Below are 20123 nucleotides of genomic sequence, written 5' to 3'. Positions count from 1 at the left end.
TGGGTCGTCCAGCCTCAGATGCCATTAAAGAGGGGCGCAGGCGGCGGTGAGCCAGGTGCGCGCGTCCGCGGCAAGATGGGGCCCGACCTCGGCCAGCACCCGCGCATGATAGGCATCGAGCCAGTTGCGCTCGGCGACCGTCATCAAATCGGGTTCTAGCAGGGCGCGGTCGAAGGGCGCCAGGCTCAGCGTCTCAAAACAGAGGAAGGGCTTCACGCCTTCGACTGCCTCGGGCGCCTTATGGACGAGCAGAAGGTTCTCCAGCCGAATGCCGTAGGCGCCGGGGAGATAGTAACCGGGTTCGTCCGACAGGATCATGCCGGGTTTCAGGGGGATCGGACGCGCCGCGCGCGACAGGCTCACCGGCCCCTCATGCACCGAGAGATAGGCGCCGACGCCATGGCCGGTGCCGTGATCGTAGTCTAGGCCGACCGACCACAGCGCCTGACGCGCCAAGGCGTCGAGATGGCTGCCGGCGACACCCTCGGGGAAACGAAGCGCGGCGATGGCGATATGACCTTGCATTACGCGGGTGGCGCGGTCGCGCAACGAGGCCGGGGCGACACCGGGTCCGGTCCAGATCGTGCGGGTCACATCCGTCGTGCCGTCGAGATACTGGGCGCCGGAATCGATGAGATAGACCTCATCGGCGCCGATCTTGCGGTTCGACTCTGGCGTCACGCGGTAATGCATGATGGCGCCATGTTCGCCGGCCCCGGAAATTGCGGGAAAGCTCTCCTCCAGAAACTCCGGCAGCTCTGCGCGAAAGCTCACCAGCGCCTCGGCCGCCGAGATCTCAGTCTCTTCTCCGGTCGGGCCGCGCAGGAACAGCCAATGCAGAAAGCGGCAAAGGGCGATCGCGTCCCGCTGATGCGCGGCACGGATGCCCGCTTGCTCGACCTCGTTCTTGGAGGCTTTCGGCAGGGCCACGGGATCGGCACCTGAGATGACCTCCGCGCCGGCGCGGCGCAGGCGTTGGGCGAACCAGGCGGGCGACCCCGCGCTGTCCACCCGCACGCGCTTGCCCTTCAGGTCGTCGAGCGCCGTGCCGAGGGCGCGGCGTGGTGCGATCGTCACTGCATTGCCGAGATAGGTCCGCACCGTATCGTCGATCTTTTCAGGCGCCATGAAGAGGTCGGCGGAGGCATCGGCATGAATGATCAGGAAACCCAAAGCGAGCGGCGCGAAGGGCACATCCGCACCCCGGATATTGAGCAGCCAATCGATCGAGGCGGGGTCGGTCAGGACCGCCGCATCCTCCTTCGCTTCACGGAGCGCGGTCGCGATATCGGCGCGCTTATCGCCAGCGCTGCGACCGGCGAAGCGCTCGGGATAGATCGTCACGCGACCCAGCGGCTCGGCCGGGCGATCGGTCCAGATTGAGTCGATCAGGTTCGTCTCCAGCGGGACGAAGGTGACGTTGGCGGCGCCGCGCGCCATGCGCTCGACCGCGTCCTCGCTGATGAGCAGGGGATCATAGCCAATACGTGTGCCGGTGGGCGTGACCTTCACCAGCCATTCGGCCGGCGGTTCATCGGTGATGTGCAGAGGCTCCCACAGCGCGGGGTCCGTTTCATGGCGGACCTGCAAGGTATAGCGGCCGTCAATGAAGATGGCGGCGCGATCGGCGAGGGCGATAGCGAGCCCGGCGCTGCCCGTGAAGCCGGTCAGCCAGGCGAGCCGCTCGGCGGCAGCCGGCACATATTCGCCAAGGTGCTCGTCGGACCGAGGGACCAGGAAACCGTCGATGCCGGCCGCCGCGAAGGTGGCGCGGAGAGCCTCTAAACGCTGGGCGACAGTCATCATCAGGTTACGCTTTCACTTCCGATATGTGTCATGATCATGACAACTCTGTGTTCATGCGGTTGGCGCATGTCTGGCCTAGTTTCTTGCCTCAACAGGCGTTTTGGGAAGTCGCTATATCCCCATCCAACGGCGCCACGGAATAAGGCCGCGGCGTTTCCACCAGGGACCACCACAATGCAAGCTTTCATCAACACCTCATCCGCCGCTCGCGCCCCCCGCTCCACGAGCCTTCTTCATCGGGTCGGCAGCCCTGTCATCCGCGCCGGCCGCTGGCTGCGTGACAGCAGCCGCCGCCACTCGGTGATCAACGAGCTGGATCGCCTCAGCGACCGCGAACTGGCCGATATCGGCCTCGCGCGCGGCGATATCCGCTCCATCTTCACGGGCACGAACGCCGGACGCTAATCCGTTCGTCGGACCCGCTGAGAAAAAGCAGGCCCCGAACAGGCCTGCTTTTTTGTTTTGGGCCGCGACTCACTCTACATCGTCACCCGCGCACTTGATGCGGGGACCTACCCGTTGAGGCGCCCTGTCGTCGTCTGGGCGCCTCAACGGGTAGGTCCCGGGTCAAGCCCGGGGATGACGCACTCTTGGGTGGCGCTTGCATTAAGACAACACCGAGGCCGCGTGATCGGCGATGTCACCCGCGCGACATAACCAAATCTCATCCCGTGCCTGCGCGATATGGGTCAAAGCCCGCCGCAGATGCCGCAGCCGGTGCGGCTGTCCCATGATGTAGCTGTGCAGCGCGATGCCCATGACCAAAGGCTGTGCTGCGGCCTGCATCCGCATCTCCTCGAAGGCATCCACAATCATATCGGCGAAGGCCTCGCCTTCCAGCTTGCGCGCGACGATGGCGGGAATGTCGTTCAGCTCCTGCGGATAGGGCACGGCCATCAACCGGCCGCCGTCGCGCGTGCGCATCCAGCCGGGCTGGTCGTCATGACACCAGTTGAGCGTGTAGCGATAACCGGCCTCGGCGAGCAGATCCGGCGTCACCGCGCTTTCGGCGATCCAGGGACTGAGCCAGCCGGCGGGCGCGCGACCCTCATGCCGGGTGATGGCGGCCGTCGCCTCGGCAATCAGCAGCGCTTCCTCGGCTTCCGGCAAGATGCTTTGGCGTTCTGCATTGCTGCGACCATGACCGGCGATTTCATCGCCCCGCGCGCGAAAAGGCGCCACAACCTCGGGGCAATAATCATAGATTGCGCTGTTCAGCAGTAGCGTGACGGGCAGATTGAGTTCTTCGAACAGCGCCAGCATCCGCCAGACGCCGACGCGATTGCCCCAGTCCCGCCAAGCGTAGTTGAGCACATCGGGCGCTGGGCCGCCGGGCGCGAGTTCCGCGCCGAGACCTTCGCCGAACGCGAAATGCTCCAAGTTAAGACCGATATAGACCGCGAGGCGACGACCGTTCGGCCAGTCATAGACCGGCCGCTGCGTAATGGCCGAATAGTCGTAGCGGCCGTGCCCTGCGAGCGTCATCAGGCCTTCCGCAACAGCAGGGCCATCCATTGCCCTTCGGGGAACCGCCGTTCCAGCACGAGACCCTGGCGGCGATGGGCGGCGAGCACCATCCGCTCCTGGCTTGCCAGCAGCCCGGCGAGAATGGCGCGCCCCTTTGGCGCGAGATGTTGGGCGAGCGGCAGCGCCATCGCACACAAAGGTCGCGCCAGGATATTGGCGAAGACGAGGTCATAAGGCGCGCGGCTGGCCGACGCGCGGGTTTTCCAGCCATCTGCAAGGGCCGCCGTAATCTGGCGGCTAACGCCGTTGATGGCGGCGTTTTGCTGCGTCACGCGCACGGACCAAGGGTCGATATCCGTCGCGAGCACCGGCCGCTTCAGCAGCTTGGCGGCCGCCATGGCCAGGATGCCCGAACCGGTGCCGAGGTCGAGGATTCGCTGTGGCTTGCGATGGGCCATGAATTCGAAGGCGCGCAGGCAACCGCGCGTCGAGCCATGCTCGCCACTGCCGAAAGCCAGACCTGCATCGACCGTGAGGGTGAAGCGGTTCGCCACCGGCGGCGCGGTTTCATGCGTCCCACGCACCGCAAACCGCCTGCCGATGAGCTGCTCGGGGAATTGTTCGAGATTGCGGGCGAGCCAACCATCGGCTTCGGTATGCTTACGCTCCAGCACGGCTTCGTAGCCGGAGAGTGCGGCTGCCAGGATCAGCGCAGTCCTGAGTTCGTCCTCGCGGTCGCCGACCGGCTTGACCGCCTCCAGCCGCCAGGGGCCTTCATCCTCGTCCCGAAAGAAGCCGACAGTCGGGCACAGACTCAGCAGCGCCGCTTCGTAGAAGGGCAGCGCCTCTTCCTCGACCATGAGGGAAATGGTTTCGAGCGGTGTCGCGCGGCGGGCCATCAGTTTTTATCCATCAAGCGCGCTCCACGAAGGAATCGAGCACACGTTTGGCGCCGCTTTGCTCGAAGGCAATGTCGAGCCGATTGTCGTCCACGGCCGTCACGGTGCCGTAGCCGAATTTTTGGTGGAACACGCGGGCGCCGACGGGAATGGTTTCGGCGCGCGGTGGCCGGCTCGCCTGTTCCCAAGCGCCGGCCACGGGCTTGGGCCGGGACGCGGTGAGCGGAAAGGCGCCGCTGAAGATGGGCGGAGCGCTCAATCGCTGCTGGCGTTCCAGGCGCGCATTACCGGTCTGGGTAATGTGCTCGGCGGGCAGTTCTTCGATGAAACGGCTCGGCACGCTGCTCTGCCAATTGGCATAGATACGGCGATTGGCGGCATGGCTGACGATGGCGCGCAGGCGCGCGCGGGTGAGGCCGACATAGGCGAGCCGACGCTCCTCCTCCAAGCCCTTCAACCCGCTTTCATCCATCGACCGCTGGCTGGGAAACAGCCCTTCCTCCCAACCCGGCAGGAAGACGGTGTCGAATTCCAGGCCCTTGGCGCCATGCAGCGTCATCAGGCTGACGCGCGGGGCCTGGGTGTTTTCCTCATTCTCCATGACCAGGGAGACATGATCGAGGAAGCCTTCCAGCGTCTCGAAATCTGCCAGCGCCCGGACGAGTTCCTTGAGGTTGTCGAGCCGGCCCGGCGCCTCGGGCGATTTGTCGGCCTTCCACATGGCGGTATAGCCGGACTCGTCCAGCACCGTGGCGGCGGTCACGACATGACCGTCCCGCTTGAGCAGTTCGCGCCAACTCATAAAGCCGTGCAGCAGCTCGGACAGGCTGTCACGCACTCGGCCGCGCAATTCGCCTGCCGCGATCAACCGTTCGGTCGCCAGCATCAGCGGTACCTGATGGGTGCGCGAATAGGTGTGCAGGCTGCGCAGCGCGACATCCCCCACGCCCCGGCGCGGCAGATTGACGATCCGCTCGAAGGCCAGGTCGTCGGCGGGCTGCACGATGAGGCGTAGATAGGCGATGGCGTCGCGGATTTCGGCGCGCTCATAGAAGCGCTGGCCGCCGACGATGCGGTACGGAATGCCGATGGTGATCAGCCGCTCCTCAAAGGCGCGGGTCTGGAAGCCGGCGCGCACCAGCAGAGCGATTTCGGCGAGGGAATGACCGTCCCGCCGCAACAGCTCGATCCGGGTGCCGACCATGCGGGCTTCTTCCTCGGAATCCCACAGGCCGATGACTTCGACCTTGTCGCCGGTCGCATCGTCGCGGCCGGACCGCAGCGTCTTGCCGAGGCGGCCCTCGTTATGGGCGATCAGGGCGGAGGCGGCGCCGAGAATCTGCTCGGTCGAGCGGTAATTGGCTTCCAGGCGCACGATGCGCGCGCCGGGAAAATCCTTTTCGAAGCGGAGGATGTTCTCCACCTCCGCGCCGCGCCAGGAATAGATCGACTGGTCGTCGTCGCCGACGCAGCAGATGTTCTGGTGGGACTGTGCAAGCAGCCGCAGCCACAGATATTGCACGAGGTTGGTGTCCTGGTATTCGTCGACCAGGATGTAGCGAAACATGCGGTGATATTGGGCAAGGATGTCCGGCTGGGTGCGCAGGATCTCGGTGACATGCAGCAGCAGATCGCCGAAATCGGCGGCATTGAGGGTGCGCAGACGGTCCTGATAGGCGGTGTAGAGTTCGCGCCCTCGGCCGCCCGCAAAGTCAGTATCCTCGGCCGGGGTGACGCGATCGGGCGTCAAGCCGCGATCCTTCCAGCGCTGGATGATGCCCATCAGCGCCGGCGGCAGCCAGCGTTTGGCATCCACACCCTCGGCCTGCATCACCTGCTTGAGCAGGCGGAGCTGGTCATCGGTATCGAGGATCGAGAAGTTCGACTCCAGCCCGACCTGGGTCGCGTGGCGGCGCAGAATGCGTGCGCAGAGGGAATGAAAGGTGCCGAGCCACAGCCCCTCGGCGGGGCGGCCGAGGATGCTGCTGATCCGCTCGCGCATTTCGCGCGCCGCGCGGTTGGTGAAGGTGACGGCCAGCACCTGGCCCGGCCCGGCGCGGCCCGACATCAGAATATGCGCGAAGCGGGTCGTCAAAACCCGCGTCTTGCCGGTGCCAGCGCCCGCCAGCACCAGAAGGGGGCCGTCTACGGTTTCGACCGCCGCGCGCTGCTCGGCGTTGAGCCGGTCGAGATAGGCGGTCACGCGGCCGGCTGCTCCGCCTTCGGGCGGACGCCGAGCACATGGGCGATGGCATAGGTCAGGTCGGGCCGATTGAGCGTGTAGAAGTGGAACTCATCCACGCCATTCGCCTGCAGCAGCCGAACCTGCTCGGCCGCCATGACGACGGAGACCATGCGGCGCGTTTCGACATCATCGTCCAGGCCCTGGAACATCACGCCCATCCAGTCCGGGACCGAAGTGCCGCACATGGCGCTGAAGCGGGCGGCCTGGGTGAAGTTCGTCACGGGCATGATGCCGGGCACGATCGGCGCCGTGATGCCGGCCGCCAGGCAGCGGTCGAGGAAACGAAGATAGACGGCGCTGTCGAAGAAATACTGCGTAATGGCCCGTGTTGCCCCGGCGTCGAGCTTACGCTTGAGATTGTCGAGGTCGGCTTCGGCGCTGGCGGCGCGGGGATGCACCTCGGGATAGGCCGAGACGCTGATCTCAAAATCCGCGACCTTCTTCAGGCCCTCGACCAGTTCGATGGCACTTTGATAGCCGTCGGCGCCGACGTCGCTCTGGCCGTCGGGCAGATCGCCACGCAGGGCGACGATGTGGCGTACGCCGCCGGCCCAGTAGCGGGCCGCAACCTCATCGACCTCGGCGCGCGTCGCACCGACGCAGGTCAGATGCGCTGCCGGGGTCAGCGCCGTTTCCTCCACGAGGCGGATCACGGTCGCGTGCGTGCGCGCCTGGGTGCTGCCGCCGGCGCCATAGGTCACCGAGACGAAGCGCGGCTGCAGCGTCTCCAGGCGGCGGACGCAGGCCCAAAGCTGGGTTTCGAGCGCCTCGGTCTTGGGCGGAAAGAACTCGAATGACAGTGCTGGGGCGGGCGCCGAGTGATCGGGGAGGGGGATCGCGCCAAAGCGCGGGCCGCTGACCCAGCGCTCAAGCGCAGGAAGGCGGGGAGACAAGGGAAGGTTCATCTGCGTGGTCTCACCGTCTGGGCGATCGGTCTCATCGGATGCTCTCCGTGGCAGCAACAGAGGTTTCGTGCAAGACTTCTGGCAGACGCACCTTAAGCATGAGAGCCTAACACGGTGCGAGGATCGCGTGTCTGGGCCGTCTGGAAACTTTCCAGTTCCCGGAGGGATACCCCTCGCGCGATTTTTGTTTTACGTCTTGCTTTTACTGCTTTAGCCCCGGTTGGGCTGTCACTCAGGGGGCTACCGCGTGGGATCGAGCGTCAGACATTTTTGGTTCTCAGCGGTCGTGGCGCTGACGGCGCTCACGGCTTGCGCGACGAAGCCACCGGCATCCAATCCCGATGCCCTTGCCGCCTATAACCAGACCAATGATCCGCTGGAACCGCTCAACCGCAAACTGTATGCGGTGAACGACACGCTCGATACCTATGGCCTGAAGCCCATCGCCCAGGGCTATGCCTATGTCGTGCCGCGGGTCGTGCGCACGCATCTTGGCGACGTGCTCTCCAACCTCGACACGCCGGTCATTTTCCTCAACGATCTCCTCGAAGCGAAGTCACGCCGCGCCGGTGACAGCCTGGTGCGGTTCGTCGTGAACTCCACCGTGGGTGTGGCCGGTATCTTCGATGTGGCGACGGGTCTCGGCTATCCGTCCCATGAGGCCGACTTCGGCATCACCCTAGCCCTCTGGGGTCTTGGCGAGGGGCCGTTCCTGTATTTGCCGGTTCTTGGCCCGTCCGATCCGCGTGATGCCGCCGGCTTCGGCGTCGGCATCATCTCCGATCCGTTCTTCTGGATCGGTTCCGGCGCCATCGTCAGCGCCCTCGGCGATACCCGCACGGTGGTTGGAATCGTCAATCTTCGTGCCGACCTGCTGAAGCCGATTGATGAGGTGAAGCGCATGGCGCTTGATCCCTACGCGACCTTCCGCAGCCTTTATCGCCAGCATCGGGAGGCTGCCGTGCAGGCGGCGCGTGACGATCATCGGGCGACGGTGCCCGACTGGTTCCCGCAGCCGGCGGCCATTCCTGCTGTGGCACCCTGAAACCTATACTCGCCTCAAGAAAAGGACACAGAGCAGATCATGTCCCCCAATCGTAGAATATTTGGCCGCGGTCTTGCCGTGCTTTGCCTGGTCGCCGGTGTCGCCCTGTCCCCCGCCGCGCGGGCGGATGCGGTGTCGGATGCACGCAGCCTGATCCAGACGACCGGCAATGCCTTGATCGATACCGTGAATAGTACCGGCCCCGTCGCGCAGAAGCAGCCGGCGTTGCAAAAGATCGTGGCGGATAATGTCGATGTCGATGGCGTCGCCAAGTTCGTGCTCGGCCGCTACTGGCGGGTCGCGACGCCCGAGCAGCAACAGGCTTATTTGGAAACCTTTCGCCAGTTGCTGGTTTATTCAGTGACCGGGCAGGCGAGCAGCTTCCAGGGTGCCAGCTTCAAGATTACCGCCATCGACCAGCGTGATGCCGGCACGGTGGTGGCGACCGATGTCGCCGTGCCCGGCAAGCCGCCGACGACCGTTCAATGGGTTGTGCAGCCGGTTGGCGGTCAGCCCAAGATCATCGACATCATCGCGGCGGGCACCAGCATGCGCCTGACCGAGCGCAACGATTATGCCGGCGTCGTTTCGCAGCATGGCGGGCAGGTTCAGGCCTTGATCGACGCGATGCGCGGGCAACTGGCGCGTCTTCAGTCCAGCACTGCGGGTTGAAGGGCGACCCTAAAGACTTAGGGATCTTGTAACGTGGTTGAATCGTTGCGAAAATGTAGGACCGATTTCGCTTGATCCGGCTGGCGAACCCGCCAAAATAGGGGGGAGCCGCTTCCTGCGGCGTTACAAGGATTATCCTGCAATGGCTTTCAGTCCCGATTTCCGAACCTATCGTGGCGGTTCGACCGCTGCGTCGGCTGCGGTTCTCGATGCCGGATTGCGCGCCTATATGCTGCGCGTGTTCAACTGGATGGCGTCCGGCCTGCTGCTGACGGGCATCGTCGCCTACGGCATCGCTCATACCGACGCCATCAACTACTTCTACCCCCAGGTGCAGAGCGCCCAGGGCTTCTTGGTTCATCGCCCGTCGGGCCTCGCCTATATCGCGATGCTCGCGCCGCTGGCCTTCGTGATGGTGCTGAGTTTTGGCGTCAATAAGCTGTCCCGCACGGCCGCCCAGGCCTTGTTCTGGGTCTTCGCGGCAACGATGGGCGCCAGCCTGACGAACATCTTTCTGATCTACACCCAGACCTCCGTGGTGACGGTCTTCTTCATCTGCGCCGGCACCTTCGCCGCGATGAGCGCCTGGGGCTATACGACGAAGACCGACCTGAGCAAGTTCGGCAGCTTCCTGATCATGGGCCTGTTCGGCATCATCCTGGCCTCTGTGGTCAATATCTTCGTGGGTTCCAGCGCGATCCAGTTCGCGGTGAGCATCATTGGCGTGCTCGTCTTCACCGGGTTGACGGCCTATGACACCCAGCGGATCAAGACCGACTATATCCAGTATGGCTACGGCTATGACGGTGAGATGGCGGCCAAGCGCAGCGTCTATGACGCCCTGGCGCTGTATTTGAACTTCATCAACCTTTTCATGATGATGCTGCAGATCATGGGCAACCGGAACAGCAACTAGACTTTGCCAAACGGCAGACAGCAAAAGGGCGGGGGAGCAATCCCCCGCCCTTTTTTATTTCTCCGATGTTCAGTGGCGGAATGCGCTTCGCTTTTCCGCCCTACAGGTTGGAGGTAGGGCGGAAAAGCGAAGCGCATTCCGCCGCATCGAAATTACAACGTCTTGAGGAAGTCGTTCAGCTTGGTGGCGGCGGTCGCTTTGTCGGTCCGGTCGAGCGCGGCAAGCTCGGCGGCCAGACGATCCATCGCGGCTTCGTAAATCTGACGCTCACTGAAGCTCTGGTCCGGCTGGCCTGAGTTGCGATGCAGGTCGCGCACCACCTCGGCGATGGCGAGGGGATCGCCGGAATTGATCTTCGCTTCGTATTCCTGCGCCCGGCGCGACCACATGGTGCGCTTGATCCGGGCACGGCCCTTGAGCACGGCGAGGGCATCGTCGAACAGCTTGCGTGTGGCGAGCTTCCGCAGGCCGGCGCTGCGCGCCTTGGCCACCGGCACCCGCAAGGTCATGCGGTTTTCTTCGAAGGTGATGTGGATCAGTTCGAGCTTGTGGCCCGCGATTTCCTCATGGGCGATCCGCTCGACCTTGCCGACGCCATGGGTCGGGTAGACGACGTAATCGCCCTCGGCGAATTTCTCGGCCTTGGCCAGAACGGGCTTGACCGGCTTGATCTCAGCTTCCGCGTCCTCGTCGTCAACCTCGGGCGGCTCGGCCGCGCTCTGGGCTTGGACGGGGGCTTCATCGATCTCCACCGGAACGGCGGCGATTGCGTCATCCTCGGCAAGAGTATCGCCAGCGTCGATGGGGGAGGGGGATGTCATGTGATTCAGCCTTCCGCGAAAGCATCGTCGCAATCCGCCTCGCTCCCGAAGCACAGCCGAAGGGCCATGCCGCGAACGCAAGGCAATTACGAGCGACGGGTGATGTGGGCCACAGGCTTCGGCGTCTGAAACGCCCTATGCCAGAAGGGCCTAGTTTTCTCGTAATTCATGCACTTAGCACAGAATCGCACAAAAGTCATGCGCGATAGAGGGATTGCGGCTCAGCGTGCCTCGCGTCTCCAGGCTAGCAGAAGCACACCCAGCAGCAGCGGCAAGGCGGCCCAGGGCGGCAACAGGGGTGTGAGCGCGATGCCAGTCGTCACGTGAGCGCTGTTCCGCCGAAGGCCGATCCAGTCAAAACCCCCGCCGACATCCGCTGGTGCCACGAGGCGCAGTTGCGGAACGGCCGCGCCCTCCAGCCAATGGGCGCTGCCACTGGTGGACGCGATGAGGGCACCGGCCTTGGTGGCCGTCGCGCGAAGGTCCGCCCATTCCGGCGGATCGGCCGTATCAGATGCGGCATAGGCGGTGCGGGTGCCGTCACTCACCCGCCAGAGGCCGGGCTGCGTGACAGGCACGGACAAGGTCGCATGGCCAGCGCCGATGGTGCTCATCGGCAGCCGCCGCACCATGCCGGCCGGATCGGTGATGGCGACAACGGGCGGCGGCCCAGGCAGCAGGCTGCGCTCATCGATCGTAAGGGCGCCGCCATCGATGGTGGCGCTAAGGCGGTTCTCCTCCAGCGCCGGCTCCTTCATCAGCCAATGCGCGACCCGCCGCAGCAGCTCCGCCTGCGGGCCGCCACCGTCATGCTCGCGGGCCCAGAGCCAAATTTGATCCGACAGCAGAAGCCCGACCCTGCCTTGCCCGACATGGTCGAGGATCAGCAGCGGGCGGTCTTCGGCGCCTTGCATCAGAACCTGACCATGAACGCTCTGCGCATCGATAAGGCGATACCAATGGCCCCAATCGGGCGTTGCCTGACCCTCCGTCCCGGACAGATCCGCCGTCACGGGATCGCGCAACCCCAGATCCGTCAGGCGTGGCCGGAAGGCTGCCACGGTGATGCCGCTGCCAGCCGGCGCCACATCGACCAAGGGGGCCGGGAAATCCATCATGTCATCCGGCGCGCCGGGCGTGGTGGGCTGGCCCGGCAGGATCGTGCCGAGCGGCGTATGCGCCAGCGACTGAGGGGAGGCGAATTCCGGCCCGGCTTCGAGCAGCAAGGCACCGCCATTGCGTACATAGCGCGCGATGTTCGCGAGATAGGCAGCGGGCAGGATACCCCGGTTCTGGAAGCGATCGAGAATGATGAGGTCGAAATTCGCGATCTTGCGCTCGAACAGCTCCTGCTCCGGGAAGGCGATCAGCGCGAGCTGATCCAGCGGCGTTAGGTCGTCCTTGTCCGGCGGGCGCAGAATGGTGAAATGCACGAGATCGACGGCGGGGTCCGATTTCAGCAACCGGCGCCAGGCGCGCTCCCCGGGATCGGGCTGGCCGGAGATCAGCAGCACGCGCAGCCGGTCCCGCACGCCGTTGATGGTCACGATCTGCTGGTTGTTGACGGGCGACACCTCACCCGCCAAAGCCGAGGCGGCCAGAAGCACGACCGAAGGGCCTTCCCGCGTCACCGGCAGGGTGACGCTCTGCACGGCCCCGACGGCGACATTGGTGACGGTGGCGGGTGCGCCGTCCCGACTGATGGTGACATCCGCGCTGCCGCCCAGTGTCACGGGTCCCAGATCCTCGACGACGTAGCGGAGGGTGACGCTGCCGCCGACGACGCCGTAGCGCGGCGCGTCGATCAGGCGGAGGCGACGATCCGTCTCCTCCCCCCGCGCCGGCAGAAGCAGATGGAAGGGCGCCGTAAAACCCGGTTTCGCGGGCAGGTCGGCGATCTGGCCGTCACTGAGGGCGACGATACCGGCCAGCTGGTCGGGCGGGATATCGCCCAGCGCCGCGTTGATGGCACCGAACATCTGTGTGCCGGCGGCGCCATCTTCCGGCACCGTGATGGTCCGTAATTGCAGGTTCGGGATGGTGCGCGCCTGCGCCACCAGGGCGGTGCGCGCCGCCTCGGCGATCGCGGCGCGATGATGCACGCTCATCGAACCGCTTTTGTCCAAAACGAGAAGAGCGATGTCGGGCTGGGCGCGCCATTGCTGCCGCACCAGATTGGGGCCGCTGAGCCAGCCGAGCACGAGGGCGAGGACCAGCAGCCGCCACCACCGGCCGGGCGTGCGCGCACGAAACGCTGGTATCAGGGCCGCGAGCCCGAGCAGCCCGAGCCCGGCCAGCGCCCAAAGCGGCACGGCGGCAGCGAAATGTACGCCCGTGACCGTGGACACCACGCCGCTCGCGGCAGCGTTCATTGCCCCAGCCTTTGCAGGATGGCGGGAACATGGACCTGATCACCCTTATAGGTTCCGGTCAGGGCGTACATGACGAGGTTCATGCCGAAACGATAGGCCAGAAGGCGCTGCTGCTCCCCACCCGGCAGCATCGCATAGGGGAAGGTGCCGTCCTGGCTCATGTCCCAAGCGGCTGCCCAATCATTGCCGCCGATGATGGCTGGGCTGACCCCGTCATTGCTCGCGTCCTCATTGCGCGCGACCCAGACGGGCGCGCCGACGTAGCGGCCGGGAAAGTCCCGCAACAGATAGAAGCTATGGGCGAGGACATCGTGGGAGGTGAGCGGTGCCAAGGCGGGGAGGTTGAGGCCGGAGGCCGCCTGACGCAGCGTTTGCGCGGCGCCGGGTTGCATGCCAGCGCCCGAGCCCGGCGCGCCCGTGTCATTGCCCTCGGTATCGATCAGGATGATGCCGCCGTCTTGCATGAAGCGGTTCAAGGCCGTGACGGCGCGGGCACTGGGCGTGGGCGCTCCCGGCAGGAGCGGCCAATAGAGCAATGGATAGAGGCTGAGATCGTCCTGATCCGGGGTCACCCCGACGGGCGCGCCAAGCGTCGCCGAGGATCGGCTGGTGACGAAGTCCGACAGACCGGCAAGGCCGTCATGCGACAGCCGATCGACACCGCTGTCACCGGTCACGACATAGGCAAGACGGGTTTCAAGCGCCGCCGGAGGAACCGCAGTGTCGGGCGTGCCGCTCCAGGCTGGCGGGATGAGCAAGAGAAGCAGAGCGAGCAAGGCGAGGCGCCTGCGCAGCGCGCCCCGCAAGGCGAGGCTCGCGACCAGGTCCGCGATCAGCAGCAGCATCGCCAAGGCGACGAGGACGGGACCAAGGGCCCGTTCGGTGCGTGCGGTCCCCAGGATTTCATTCCGCGCGCCGGCGATCGGGGATGCCGCCTGCGGGCTCGGCAGAACGGCGCCGAGATTGAAGGCGATGCGGGCGCTTGGCGGTCCATACAGCCCCGGCGGTGCTTGGGGTGACGGCCGCGTGGTCGTCAGACGGTCGGTGGCGATGGGCACAGCGGCTGGGTTCGGCGGCCCCAACTCGCCATAGCCGTTCATGGTCTCGGCCGGTGCCAGCCGCGCGGCACCATCGACGGGGGCGGTCCCGGAGGACAATCGCACGAGGCGGTCCAGCATCAGGGGGAAGAGCCCCGACAGCGGCAGGCTCGACCAATCGGCGTCGGCGGTGACGTGGAACAGAACGATGCGGCCTTGACCGAAGGCCGCGGAGGACACCAGCGGCGTGCCGTCCGTCAGCGTCGCCCAGACCGTGGTGGCGGCCAGGGTCGCGGGATCGGCGAGCAACTGGCGGCTGACCGTCACGTCCTTCGGTGCAGCGAGGCCTGCGAAAGGGCCGGTTTCGGGAAAAGGAGCGAGATGTTCCGGCTTGCTCCAGGACAGGGCGCCGCCGAGGCTGCGGTCCTGTTGCAGCAGCCGGACGGGCAGCAGGGGATCGGGCGTCAAGGCCGTCATTGGGCCACCGAAGCGGATCAACAGTCCCCCTTGCTGGACGAAGCGGGTTACGGCGTCGCGCTCCGGCCCGAGGGGCAGGGGACGATCGCTGAGGATCAGCACCGACAGCGGCTGGCTCAGAAGGGTCGCGAGCGGGCGCCTGCGGATGTCGACATCCGGGCCGAGCGCACGGTCCAGATAATAGAGCGGCCCGACCAGGGGCGCGTCAGCGGCGTCGCCCGCCGTCGCGACCAGGCCGACGACGCGTCTCTGCCACTGCGCGTCCAGCAAAATCGTGCCGCCCGCCGTCGGCGGCCCGGCGAGGCGCAGGCGGCTGATGGTATTCGCGACATCGGTTGGGAGGCCGAGCGGCGCCTCACCGCTGTGATCCCCGGCAGCGACGGCGATCGCCACGCGGTCGAGCGTGCGGCCGTCACTCCCTTGGGCGAGAACCGCGAAGGATCGCGCGATGGGTTGCGGCGCCACGGCGAGACGGAGCACGCGATGGCCGTTCCGGATCACCGGCGGCAGGAGCAGCGGCGCCGTGACGGGCGCGCGGATATCGGTGACGGCGCCGGCAGTGGCGAGGGCGCGGTGCCAAGCGGTGTCATTGGGCTGCGCCATCGCGTCATCGATGGCGATGACGGCGGTGCCGGCCTGGTTCCATCCTGCGAGGGCACGGATGGCGGCCGCCCGATCCGACGGCCAGGGCAGCGGCGCCAAGGCGGCCAGCCGGGCGCGCGCATCATGCGCTGCCATCGGCCCGATGATGACGGGGGCGCGCCCGTCCGCTGAAGGCGCTGTCGCGAGAAGGGCGACGGGGCGCGCCACGCGTTCGGCGGCGGCGATGGCGCTCTCGGCGGCAGCCGTCCGGTCCGGCCAGTCGCCCGCTGTAGCCCAGCCGTTATCCAGCACGATCAGCACCGGGCCGCTGCCGCCGAGGCCCGGATTGGGATGCAGGATGGGGTTGGCGAGACCGAGGATGAGGCAGGCGGCGGCAAGCAGGCGCAGCAGCAGCAGCCAGGGGGGAGTCCGCTCAGGCGATTCCTCGGTGGCGCGCAGGTCGGCCAAAAGCCGCAGGGCCGGAAAAGTTTGGCTGCGCGGTGCCGGTGGGCTGGCGCGCACCAGCCACCACAGCAGGGGCAGCACCGCCAACGCCACCAGCAGCCAGGGATGGGCGAGGATCATCGCTGGGCGAGCGCCTCATAGAGGCCAAGAAGTGCTGTGCCCGGCGCATGGTCGGTGCGATGCAAGCCGGCCCGCCCGCCCGCAGCCGTGGCGATGGCGCCGATGCCGGCGATATGGGCCGCCAGCCTTTGGCGATATTCGGCGCGAATATCCTCCACACGCGGCACGAGAATGCCCAGTGCGCCGCGCACCCCCTCAAACCGCACCCGCCCGCGAAATGGCAGATCGGCTTCGGCAGGGTCGAGAATTTGGAGGATATGGCTGGCGACGGGAATGGCGGCGAAGGGCGCCATGGCGGCGCGCAGATCCTCCAGCGGATCGAGGAAATCACCGATCAGCACGAGGCGCGCATGGCGCGGCGGCCGGGCGGCCGGCGGCAATGGGGCTTCTGTCGTCGCTTGGTTCAAGAGTGTCGCGACCGCCAGCAGTGCCTGACGTCCGGTGGCGGGATGAGGGGCGGCGCCCAATAGCCGCACATGCTCTCCGGCGCGGAGCAGCAGGGAGGTGAGGGCAAGGGCGAGCAGGACGGCCCGCTCCCTCTTGGGGGGCGCGTTCGGCGAATGCCAGCGCATGGCGGCGCCGTCGGCGACCCAAACGTAGACTGTCTGTGCCGCTTCCCATTCGGTCTCGCGCACGAAAAGCCGGTCCGAGCGCGCGCTCTGTCGCCAGTCCACGCGCTGCGCCGCATCCCCGGTCGCGAAGGGCCGGTATTGCCAGAAGCTGTCGCCACGTCCCGTTCGCCTGCGGCCATGAACGCCTTGCGCGACCGTGGACGCGACCCGCTCGGCTGCGACCAGCAGGGGTGGAAGCGTGCCACCCAGCGCCTCCGCAACCAGAGCGGTCTTAGACGCGGTGGCTGCCTTAATGGCCAATGCGCGCGACCATGGCGGTAATGACGTCTGGGAGGGTAACGCCTTCGGCACGGGCGCCGAAGGAGAGCGCCATGCGGTGGCGCAGAACCGCCGGCGCGAGGGCCGCGACATCCGCGAGGCTGGGCGCGACGCGACCATCGAGCAAGGCGCGGGCGCGGCTGGCCAGCATCAGGGCCTGGGCGGCACGCGGGCCGGGGCCCCAGGCGACATGGTCGCGGACCAGAGCGAGGCCGGACTCTTCCGGCCGACCGTCCCGCACCAGGGTCAGGATGGCGTCCACGATGGTATTGCCGACCGGCATGCGGCGGATCAGAGCCTGGGCGTCCGCCAACTCAGCCGCCGTCAACACGGCCACGGCTTCGGTGGCGGCAGCGCCGGTTGTGGCGAGCAGCATGGCGCGCTCGGCCTCCCGGTCGGGATAGGTGAGGTCGATCTGGAGCAAGAATCGATCAAGCTGCGCTTCGGGCAGCGGATAGGTGCCCTCCTGCTCGATCGGGTTCTGCGTCGCGAGGACATGAAAGGGGCGCGGCAAAGGCCGATCGTGCCCTGCGACTGCGACATGGCCCTCCTGCATCGCTTGCAGGAGTGCCGATTGCGTGCGCGGGCTGGCGCGGTTGATTTCGTCGGCCATCAGCAATTGGCAGAAGACCGGGCCGGGCAGGAAGCGGAAGGCGCGCCGGCCGTCCGCCGATTGCGCCGCATCATCCAGCACTTCGCTGCCCAGGATATCGGCTGGCATGAGATCAGGCGTGAACTGCACGCGCCGCGTGTCGAGGCCCAGCACGCGGCCGAGGGTTTCGACCAGCCGCGTCTTGCCGAGGCCGGGCACGCCGACGAGCAGGATATGGCCGCCGGACAGGATGCCCGCGAGCGCCTGCTCGATCACCACCTGTTGGCCGAAAATGACACGGCCGATCTCAGCGCGGAGGGTCGCGAGCCGCGCGCCCAATTGCTCGGTCTGGGCGGCGATGGCACCCGGATCGCTGTCCGGCAGCCGTTCGGTCTGAAAAGGCATAGTGATCCTTAACTCTGTGCGAGCTTTATTCGGTCCTCGACCTCACGCCCCGCTAAACCTACCTATATCTGATTGTGACGTGAAAGTCGGCCGAGGACGAAGACTTGAAGGATGGACTGACAGGCGGAGGGGAGCCGGATGCTGCCCCTGTGACGGCGGAGGCCGTCGGGCGGACAATCGCCGCGGCGCAACAGCGCGCCGCGCGCGTGCCGGAAGAATGCGGCGATCTGCCCTTTCTTATCAAGCGAGACGGCAGCTGGCTCTACAAAGGCACGCTGATCGGGCGGAAAGAACTCGTGTGCCTGTTTGCCAGTGTCTTGAAGCGCGAGCTAGACGGCAGCTATTGGCTTGAGACGCCGGCCGAGCGCGGCAAAATCGACGTGGAAGATGCGCCCTTTGTGGCCGTCGAGATGGATTGGACAGGTGGCGGCGAGTCGCAGGTCTTGTCGTTTCGGACCAATATCGATGAAGTCGTCTGCGCCGATCTCGACCATCCTCTGCGCTTCGGGGGGGCAGAGGGCGCGCGCGACCCGAAACCCTATATCCGGCTTCGGCCGGGTCTGGGGAGCTTTCCGGTCGAGGCGCGGATTAGCCGGCCCGTCTTCTATGAGCTGGCGGCGCTGGCCGAACCGCATCTGGTTCGCGGACGGCTGATGCTCGGCGTCTGGAGTAGCGGCATCTTCTTCCCGATGGGCGAGATGCCCAATGACGACGCGTGACGCCAGCACTGACCGCCGCGTTCCTGCGCGAGCGTCTGTCTAGGCCCGGCCCGCATCCTGACGCCATCACCTCCGAAGGTCGGGCAGCGGCCGTTCTGATCCCCATCGTCATGGAAGCCGAGCCGCGGATCCTGCTCACCCGGCGGGCAGATACGCTGCGCAATCACGGTGGGCAGGTGAGTTTCCCCGGTGGCCGTATCGACCCCGAGGATGCGAGCGCCGAGGCTGCGGCCTTGCGGGAAGCTTGGGAGGAAATCGGCCTCGACCCCGGTGCGGTGGACATCATCGGTGAGCTGCCGATCCATGAAACCGGCACCGGCTTTCATGTCACCCCGGTGGTGGGTCTGGTGACACCGGGCATCAGCCTGCGGCCCGAGGCGGCGGAGGTGGCAGCCCTTCTCAGCTTGCCGCTCGCCCTGCTGCTCGACCCCACGCAGCCCCGCCGCAGCCGCATTCGCCTGCGTGGTCAGGAGTGGCGGGATGTTTGGGTTTGGCCGCATGCCGATCACCATATCTGGGGCGCGACGGCGGCGATGCTGGTGACCTTGGCGGAGCGTCTGCGCAGCGCCTGACGTCCGTCAAACCCCGTCGCTGAGCCATGCCCCAGGGGCTGGTGCGGTGCGCCGGATATAGGAGCGTGCGGGATCGAAGGGGGGCCGACCTTCGCGCCACCCGTATTCGAGGTAATGCGCAAGCCCGGTCGCATAGGCGCCGTTTTGAACGGCCGCCGCGACATCGCTGAAGGTATGGATATACCAGGCCTCGTCAAAACCCTGCACGCCAGCCGCGTCTTGCTGGGCCTGCTCGGTTGCCGGCAGCGGCAAAGCCACGGCAGCGTGTTCAAACTGCGCGGCAGAGGGATCTTGCCGTTCTTCGCCGGAACGGGTCGGGGTTTTGCGCATCACGACGACGTCCTGATGCTGATCCCATCCGCGTTCTTCATAAGATTGCAGTCGCAGACTGGTGCCATCAAGAAGCGTCTCGAACCACGGCCGCGCCGTCAAGGTAATGCCATAGGCAGGGCCGCCACCGTAGCCGCGATAGCCGTACCCATCGTTCAGATGCTGCGCAATTAATCCGCGTGCCGCCGGTTCGCTGAGACCATAGGTCGATGCGCGCAGCCTTGCCGCGACGTAGTCGCCATGCGTCGTGACGATCAGACGCGAGTCCGGTCCCATATGACGTACCGCGAAATCCAGAAACTGCCGTGTCTGATGCTCCGGTAGATGCGTCAACAAGGAGCCGACCCAGATCAGGTCGAACGGGCCGTCGAGATGCAAATCGCGGAAGTCAGGCGTCGAGTAGATGCCGCGCGCGCCGAAATGCGCGGCCGCGAAATCCACGCCCTCACGATCCAGATCGCAGACGGTGAGGGTCGCTGTTGGATAGCGGGCGCGCAACACGCGGGTGACACGCCCAAAGCCACAGGGCAGATCGAGAATGGTGCGCGGCGTGCTGCCATGCAGGGCCGCTTCGATGACGCTGAGCGCGGAAAGCCCAACCTGCACATATTGTTCCGATCTACCATCGAACATGGTGTCGCCCGGCGACAGTGCGGTCACCATGTCCGGCAGGGCGAAACTGGCAGGCAAATGCAACGCGTCCATCGAATCGCACTCGGTTGTGGCGATGCGATCGTACCATATCTCCGGCGGTCGAGCCACGGCTGGCCGTTGCGGCGTCATCAG

The 20123-nt window shown here is 66.1% G+C and carries 17 protein-coding genes; 6 read left to right on the top strand and 11 right to left on the bottom strand.

From position 1 onward, the window contains the following. Nucleotides 1–24 precede the first annotated feature (24 nt). Complete coding sequence (locus QP803_RS17240; RefSeq protein WP_284944708.1) at nt 25–1806, bottom strand: aminopeptidase P family protein; 1782 nt, start codon at nt 1804–1806, stop codon at nt 25–27. A 174-nt stretch (nt 1807–1980) separates the two neighbouring features. Here QP803_RS17240 and QP803_RS17235 point away from each other — a divergent pair, with 174 nt between their 5' ends. Next, nucleotides 1981–2211 (top strand): DUF1127 domain-containing protein, encoded by a 231-nt coding sequence (locus QP803_RS17235; protein ID WP_284944707.1) that lies wholly within the window; start codon nt 1981–1983, stop codon nt 2209–2211. Nucleotides 2212–2412: 201 nt separating this feature from the next. On the opposite strand, the gene QP803_RS17230 is transcribed toward QP803_RS17235, so the two are convergent. From QP803_RS17230 to metF, 4 genes are read right to left on the bottom strand one after another with little or no spacing between them, the layout of a single operon-like run. Further along, entirely contained in the window at nt 2413–3291 is an 879-nt protein-coding gene (locus QP803_RS17230; protein WP_284944706.1) for a polysaccharide deacetylase family protein, read from the bottom strand. After that, nucleotides 3291–4172, bottom strand: a complete 882-nt coding sequence (locus QP803_RS17225) for a 50S ribosomal protein L11 methyltransferase (RefSeq protein WP_284944705.1) — start codon at nt 4170–4172, stop codon at nt 3291–3293. Before QP803_RS17225 ends, QP803_RS17230 begins: the two co-directional genes overlap by 1 nt. A gap of 13 nt (nt 4173–4185) precedes the next feature. Further along, nucleotides 4186–6375 carry an ATP-dependent helicase gene (locus QP803_RS17220; protein WP_284944704.1) on the bottom strand — a complete coding sequence of 730 codons (2190 nt, stop codon included), beginning with the start codon at nt 6373–6375 and terminating at the stop codon, nt 4186–4188. After that, entirely contained in the window at nt 6372–7322 is a 951-nt protein-coding gene (metF, locus tag QP803_RS17215) for a methylenetetrahydrofolate reductase [NAD(P)H] (RefSeq protein ID WP_284944703.1), read from the bottom strand. The genes QP803_RS17220 and metF overlap by 4 nt, the downstream gene beginning before the upstream one ends. Nucleotides 7323–7608: 286 nt before the next feature. On the opposite strand from metF, the gene QP803_RS17210 reads away from it, so the two are divergent. The 3 genes from QP803_RS17210 to QP803_RS17200 all read left to right on the top strand — a co-directional run bounded on the left by QP803_RS17210 (nt 7609) and on the right by QP803_RS17200 (nt 9955). After that, on the top strand, nt 7609–8367 hold the full coding sequence (locus QP803_RS17210) for an MlaA family lipoprotein (RefSeq protein ID WP_284944702.1): 759 nt from the start codon (nt 7609–7611) through the stop codon (nt 8365–8367). Nucleotides 8368–8406: 39 nt separating this feature from the next. Further along, a complete protein-coding gene (locus QP803_RS17205; protein WP_284944701.1) occupies nt 8407–9039 on the top strand; it encodes an MlaC/ttg2D family ABC transporter substrate-binding protein in 633 nt (210 codons plus the stop codon). Between the two features lie 142 nt (nt 9040–9181). Beyond that, on the top strand, nt 9182–9955 hold the full coding sequence (locus QP803_RS17200; protein WP_284944700.1) for a Bax inhibitor-1/YccA family protein: 774 nt from the start codon (nt 9182–9184) through the stop codon (nt 9953–9955). 152 nt (nt 9956–10107) lie between these two features. Here the strand turns inward: QP803_RS17200 and QP803_RS17195 are convergent, their stop codons facing one another. The 5 genes from QP803_RS17195 to QP803_RS17175 form a co-directional block, all read right to left on the bottom strand. Then, nucleotides 10108–10776 carry a CarD family transcriptional regulator gene (locus QP803_RS17195; RefSeq protein WP_284944699.1) on the bottom strand — a complete coding sequence of 223 codons (669 nt, stop codon included), beginning with the start codon at nt 10774–10776 and terminating at the stop codon, nt 10108–10110. A gap of 221 nt (nt 10777–10997) precedes the next feature. Further along, complete coding sequence (locus QP803_RS17190; RefSeq protein WP_284944698.1) at nt 10998–13148, bottom strand: hypothetical protein; 2151 nt, start codon at nt 13146–13148, stop codon at nt 10998–11000. Continuing rightward, nucleotides 13145–15829, bottom strand: a complete 2685-nt coding sequence (locus tag QP803_RS17185) for a DUF4159 domain-containing protein (protein WP_284944697.1) — start codon at nt 15827–15829, stop codon at nt 13145–13147. The genes QP803_RS17190 and QP803_RS17185 overlap by 4 nt, the downstream gene beginning before the upstream one ends. After that, nucleotides 15826–16701 carry a DUF58 domain-containing protein gene (locus QP803_RS17180; RefSeq protein ID WP_350356036.1) on the bottom strand — a complete coding sequence of 292 codons (876 nt, stop codon included), beginning with the start codon at nt 16699–16701 and terminating at the stop codon, nt 15826–15828. The genes QP803_RS17185 and QP803_RS17180 overlap by 4 nt, the downstream gene beginning before the upstream one ends. Continuing rightward, nucleotides 16691–17716 (bottom strand): AAA family ATPase, encoded by a 1026-nt coding sequence (locus tag QP803_RS17175; protein ID WP_284944696.1) that lies wholly within the window; start codon nt 17714–17716, stop codon nt 16691–16693. The genes QP803_RS17180 and QP803_RS17175 overlap by 11 nt, the downstream gene beginning before the upstream one ends. A 104-nt stretch (nt 17717–17820) precedes the next feature. Between QP803_RS17175 and QP803_RS17170 the strand changes: the two genes are divergently transcribed. Both QP803_RS17170 and QP803_RS17165 read left to right on the top strand, forming a co-directional pair. Beyond that, the gene (locus QP803_RS17170) at nt 17821–18435 is read left to right on the top strand and encodes a DUF1285 domain-containing protein (RefSeq protein WP_284944695.1); all 615 of its coding nucleotides are present in this window, start codon (nt 17821–17823) and stop codon (nt 18433–18435) included. Continuing rightward, on the top strand, nt 18432–19007 hold the full coding sequence (locus tag QP803_RS17165) for a CoA pyrophosphatase (protein WP_284944694.1): 576 nt from the start codon (nt 18432–18434) through the stop codon (nt 19005–19007). Before QP803_RS17170 ends, QP803_RS17165 begins: the two co-directional genes overlap by 4 nt. Nucleotides 19008–19013: 6 nt before the next feature. On the opposite strand, the gene QP803_RS17160 is transcribed toward QP803_RS17165, so the two are convergent. Continuing rightward, nucleotides 19014–20120, bottom strand: a complete 1107-nt coding sequence (locus QP803_RS17160) for a class I SAM-dependent methyltransferase (RefSeq protein WP_284944693.1) — start codon at nt 20118–20120, stop codon at nt 19014–19016. Between the last annotated feature and the right edge of the window lie 3 nt (nt 20121–20123).

Origin of the sequence: Acidisoma sp. PAMC 29798, assembly GCF_030252425.1 — a bacterium.
Taxonomy (GTDB): Bacteria; Pseudomonadota; Alphaproteobacteria; order Acetobacterales; family Acetobacteraceae; genus Acidisoma; species Acidisoma cladoniae.
This window is presented reverse-complemented; position numbering and strand designations above follow the sequence as displayed.

Excerpts from the sequence above, each read along its gene's own strand:
- QP803_RS17205 (WP_284944701.1), top strand. The coding sequence starts at position 8,407 with ATGTCCCCCAATCGTAGAATATTTGGCCGCGGTCTTGCCGTGCTTTGC.
- QP803_RS17160 (WP_284944693.1), bottom strand. The coding sequence starts at position 20,120 with ATGACGCCGCAACGGCCAGCCGTGGCTCGACCGCCGGAGATATGGTAC.
- QP803_RS17235 (WP_284944707.1), top strand. The coding sequence starts at position 1,981 with ATGCAAGCTTTCATCAACACCTCATCCGCCGCTCGCGCCCCCCGCTCC.
- QP803_RS17240 (WP_284944708.1), bottom strand. The coding sequence starts at position 1,806 with ATGATGACTGTCGCCCAGCGTTTAGAGGCTCTCCGCGCCACCTTCGCG.
- QP803_RS17185 (WP_284944697.1), bottom strand. The coding sequence starts at position 15,829 with ATGATCCTCGCCCATCCCTGGCTGCTGGTGGCGTTGGCGGTGCTGCCC.
- QP803_RS17190 (WP_284944698.1), bottom strand. The coding sequence starts at position 13,148 with ATGAACGCTGCCGCGAGCGGCGTGGTGTCCACGGTCACGGGCGTACAT.
- QP803_RS17195 (WP_284944699.1), bottom strand. The coding sequence starts at position 10,776 with ATGACATCCCCCTCCCCCATCGACGCTGGCGATACTCTTGCCGAGGAT.
- QP803_RS17225 (WP_284944705.1), bottom strand. The coding sequence starts at position 4,172 with ATGGCCCGCCGCGCGACACCGCTCGAAACCATTTCCCTCATGGTCGAG.
- metF (WP_284944703.1), bottom strand. The coding sequence starts at position 7,322 with ATGAACCTTCCCTTGTCTCCCCGCCTTCCTGCGCTTGAGCGCTGGGTC.
- QP803_RS17175 (WP_284944696.1), bottom strand. The coding sequence starts at position 17,716 with ATGCCTTTTCAGACCGAACGGCTGCCGGACAGCGATCCGGGTGCCATC.
- QP803_RS17230 (WP_284944706.1), bottom strand. The coding sequence starts at position 3,291 with ATGACGCTCGCAGGGCACGGCCGCTACGACTATTCGGCCATTACGCAG.
- QP803_RS17200 (WP_284944700.1), top strand. The coding sequence starts at position 9,182 with ATGGCTTTCAGTCCCGATTTCCGAACCTATCGTGGCGGTTCGACCGCT.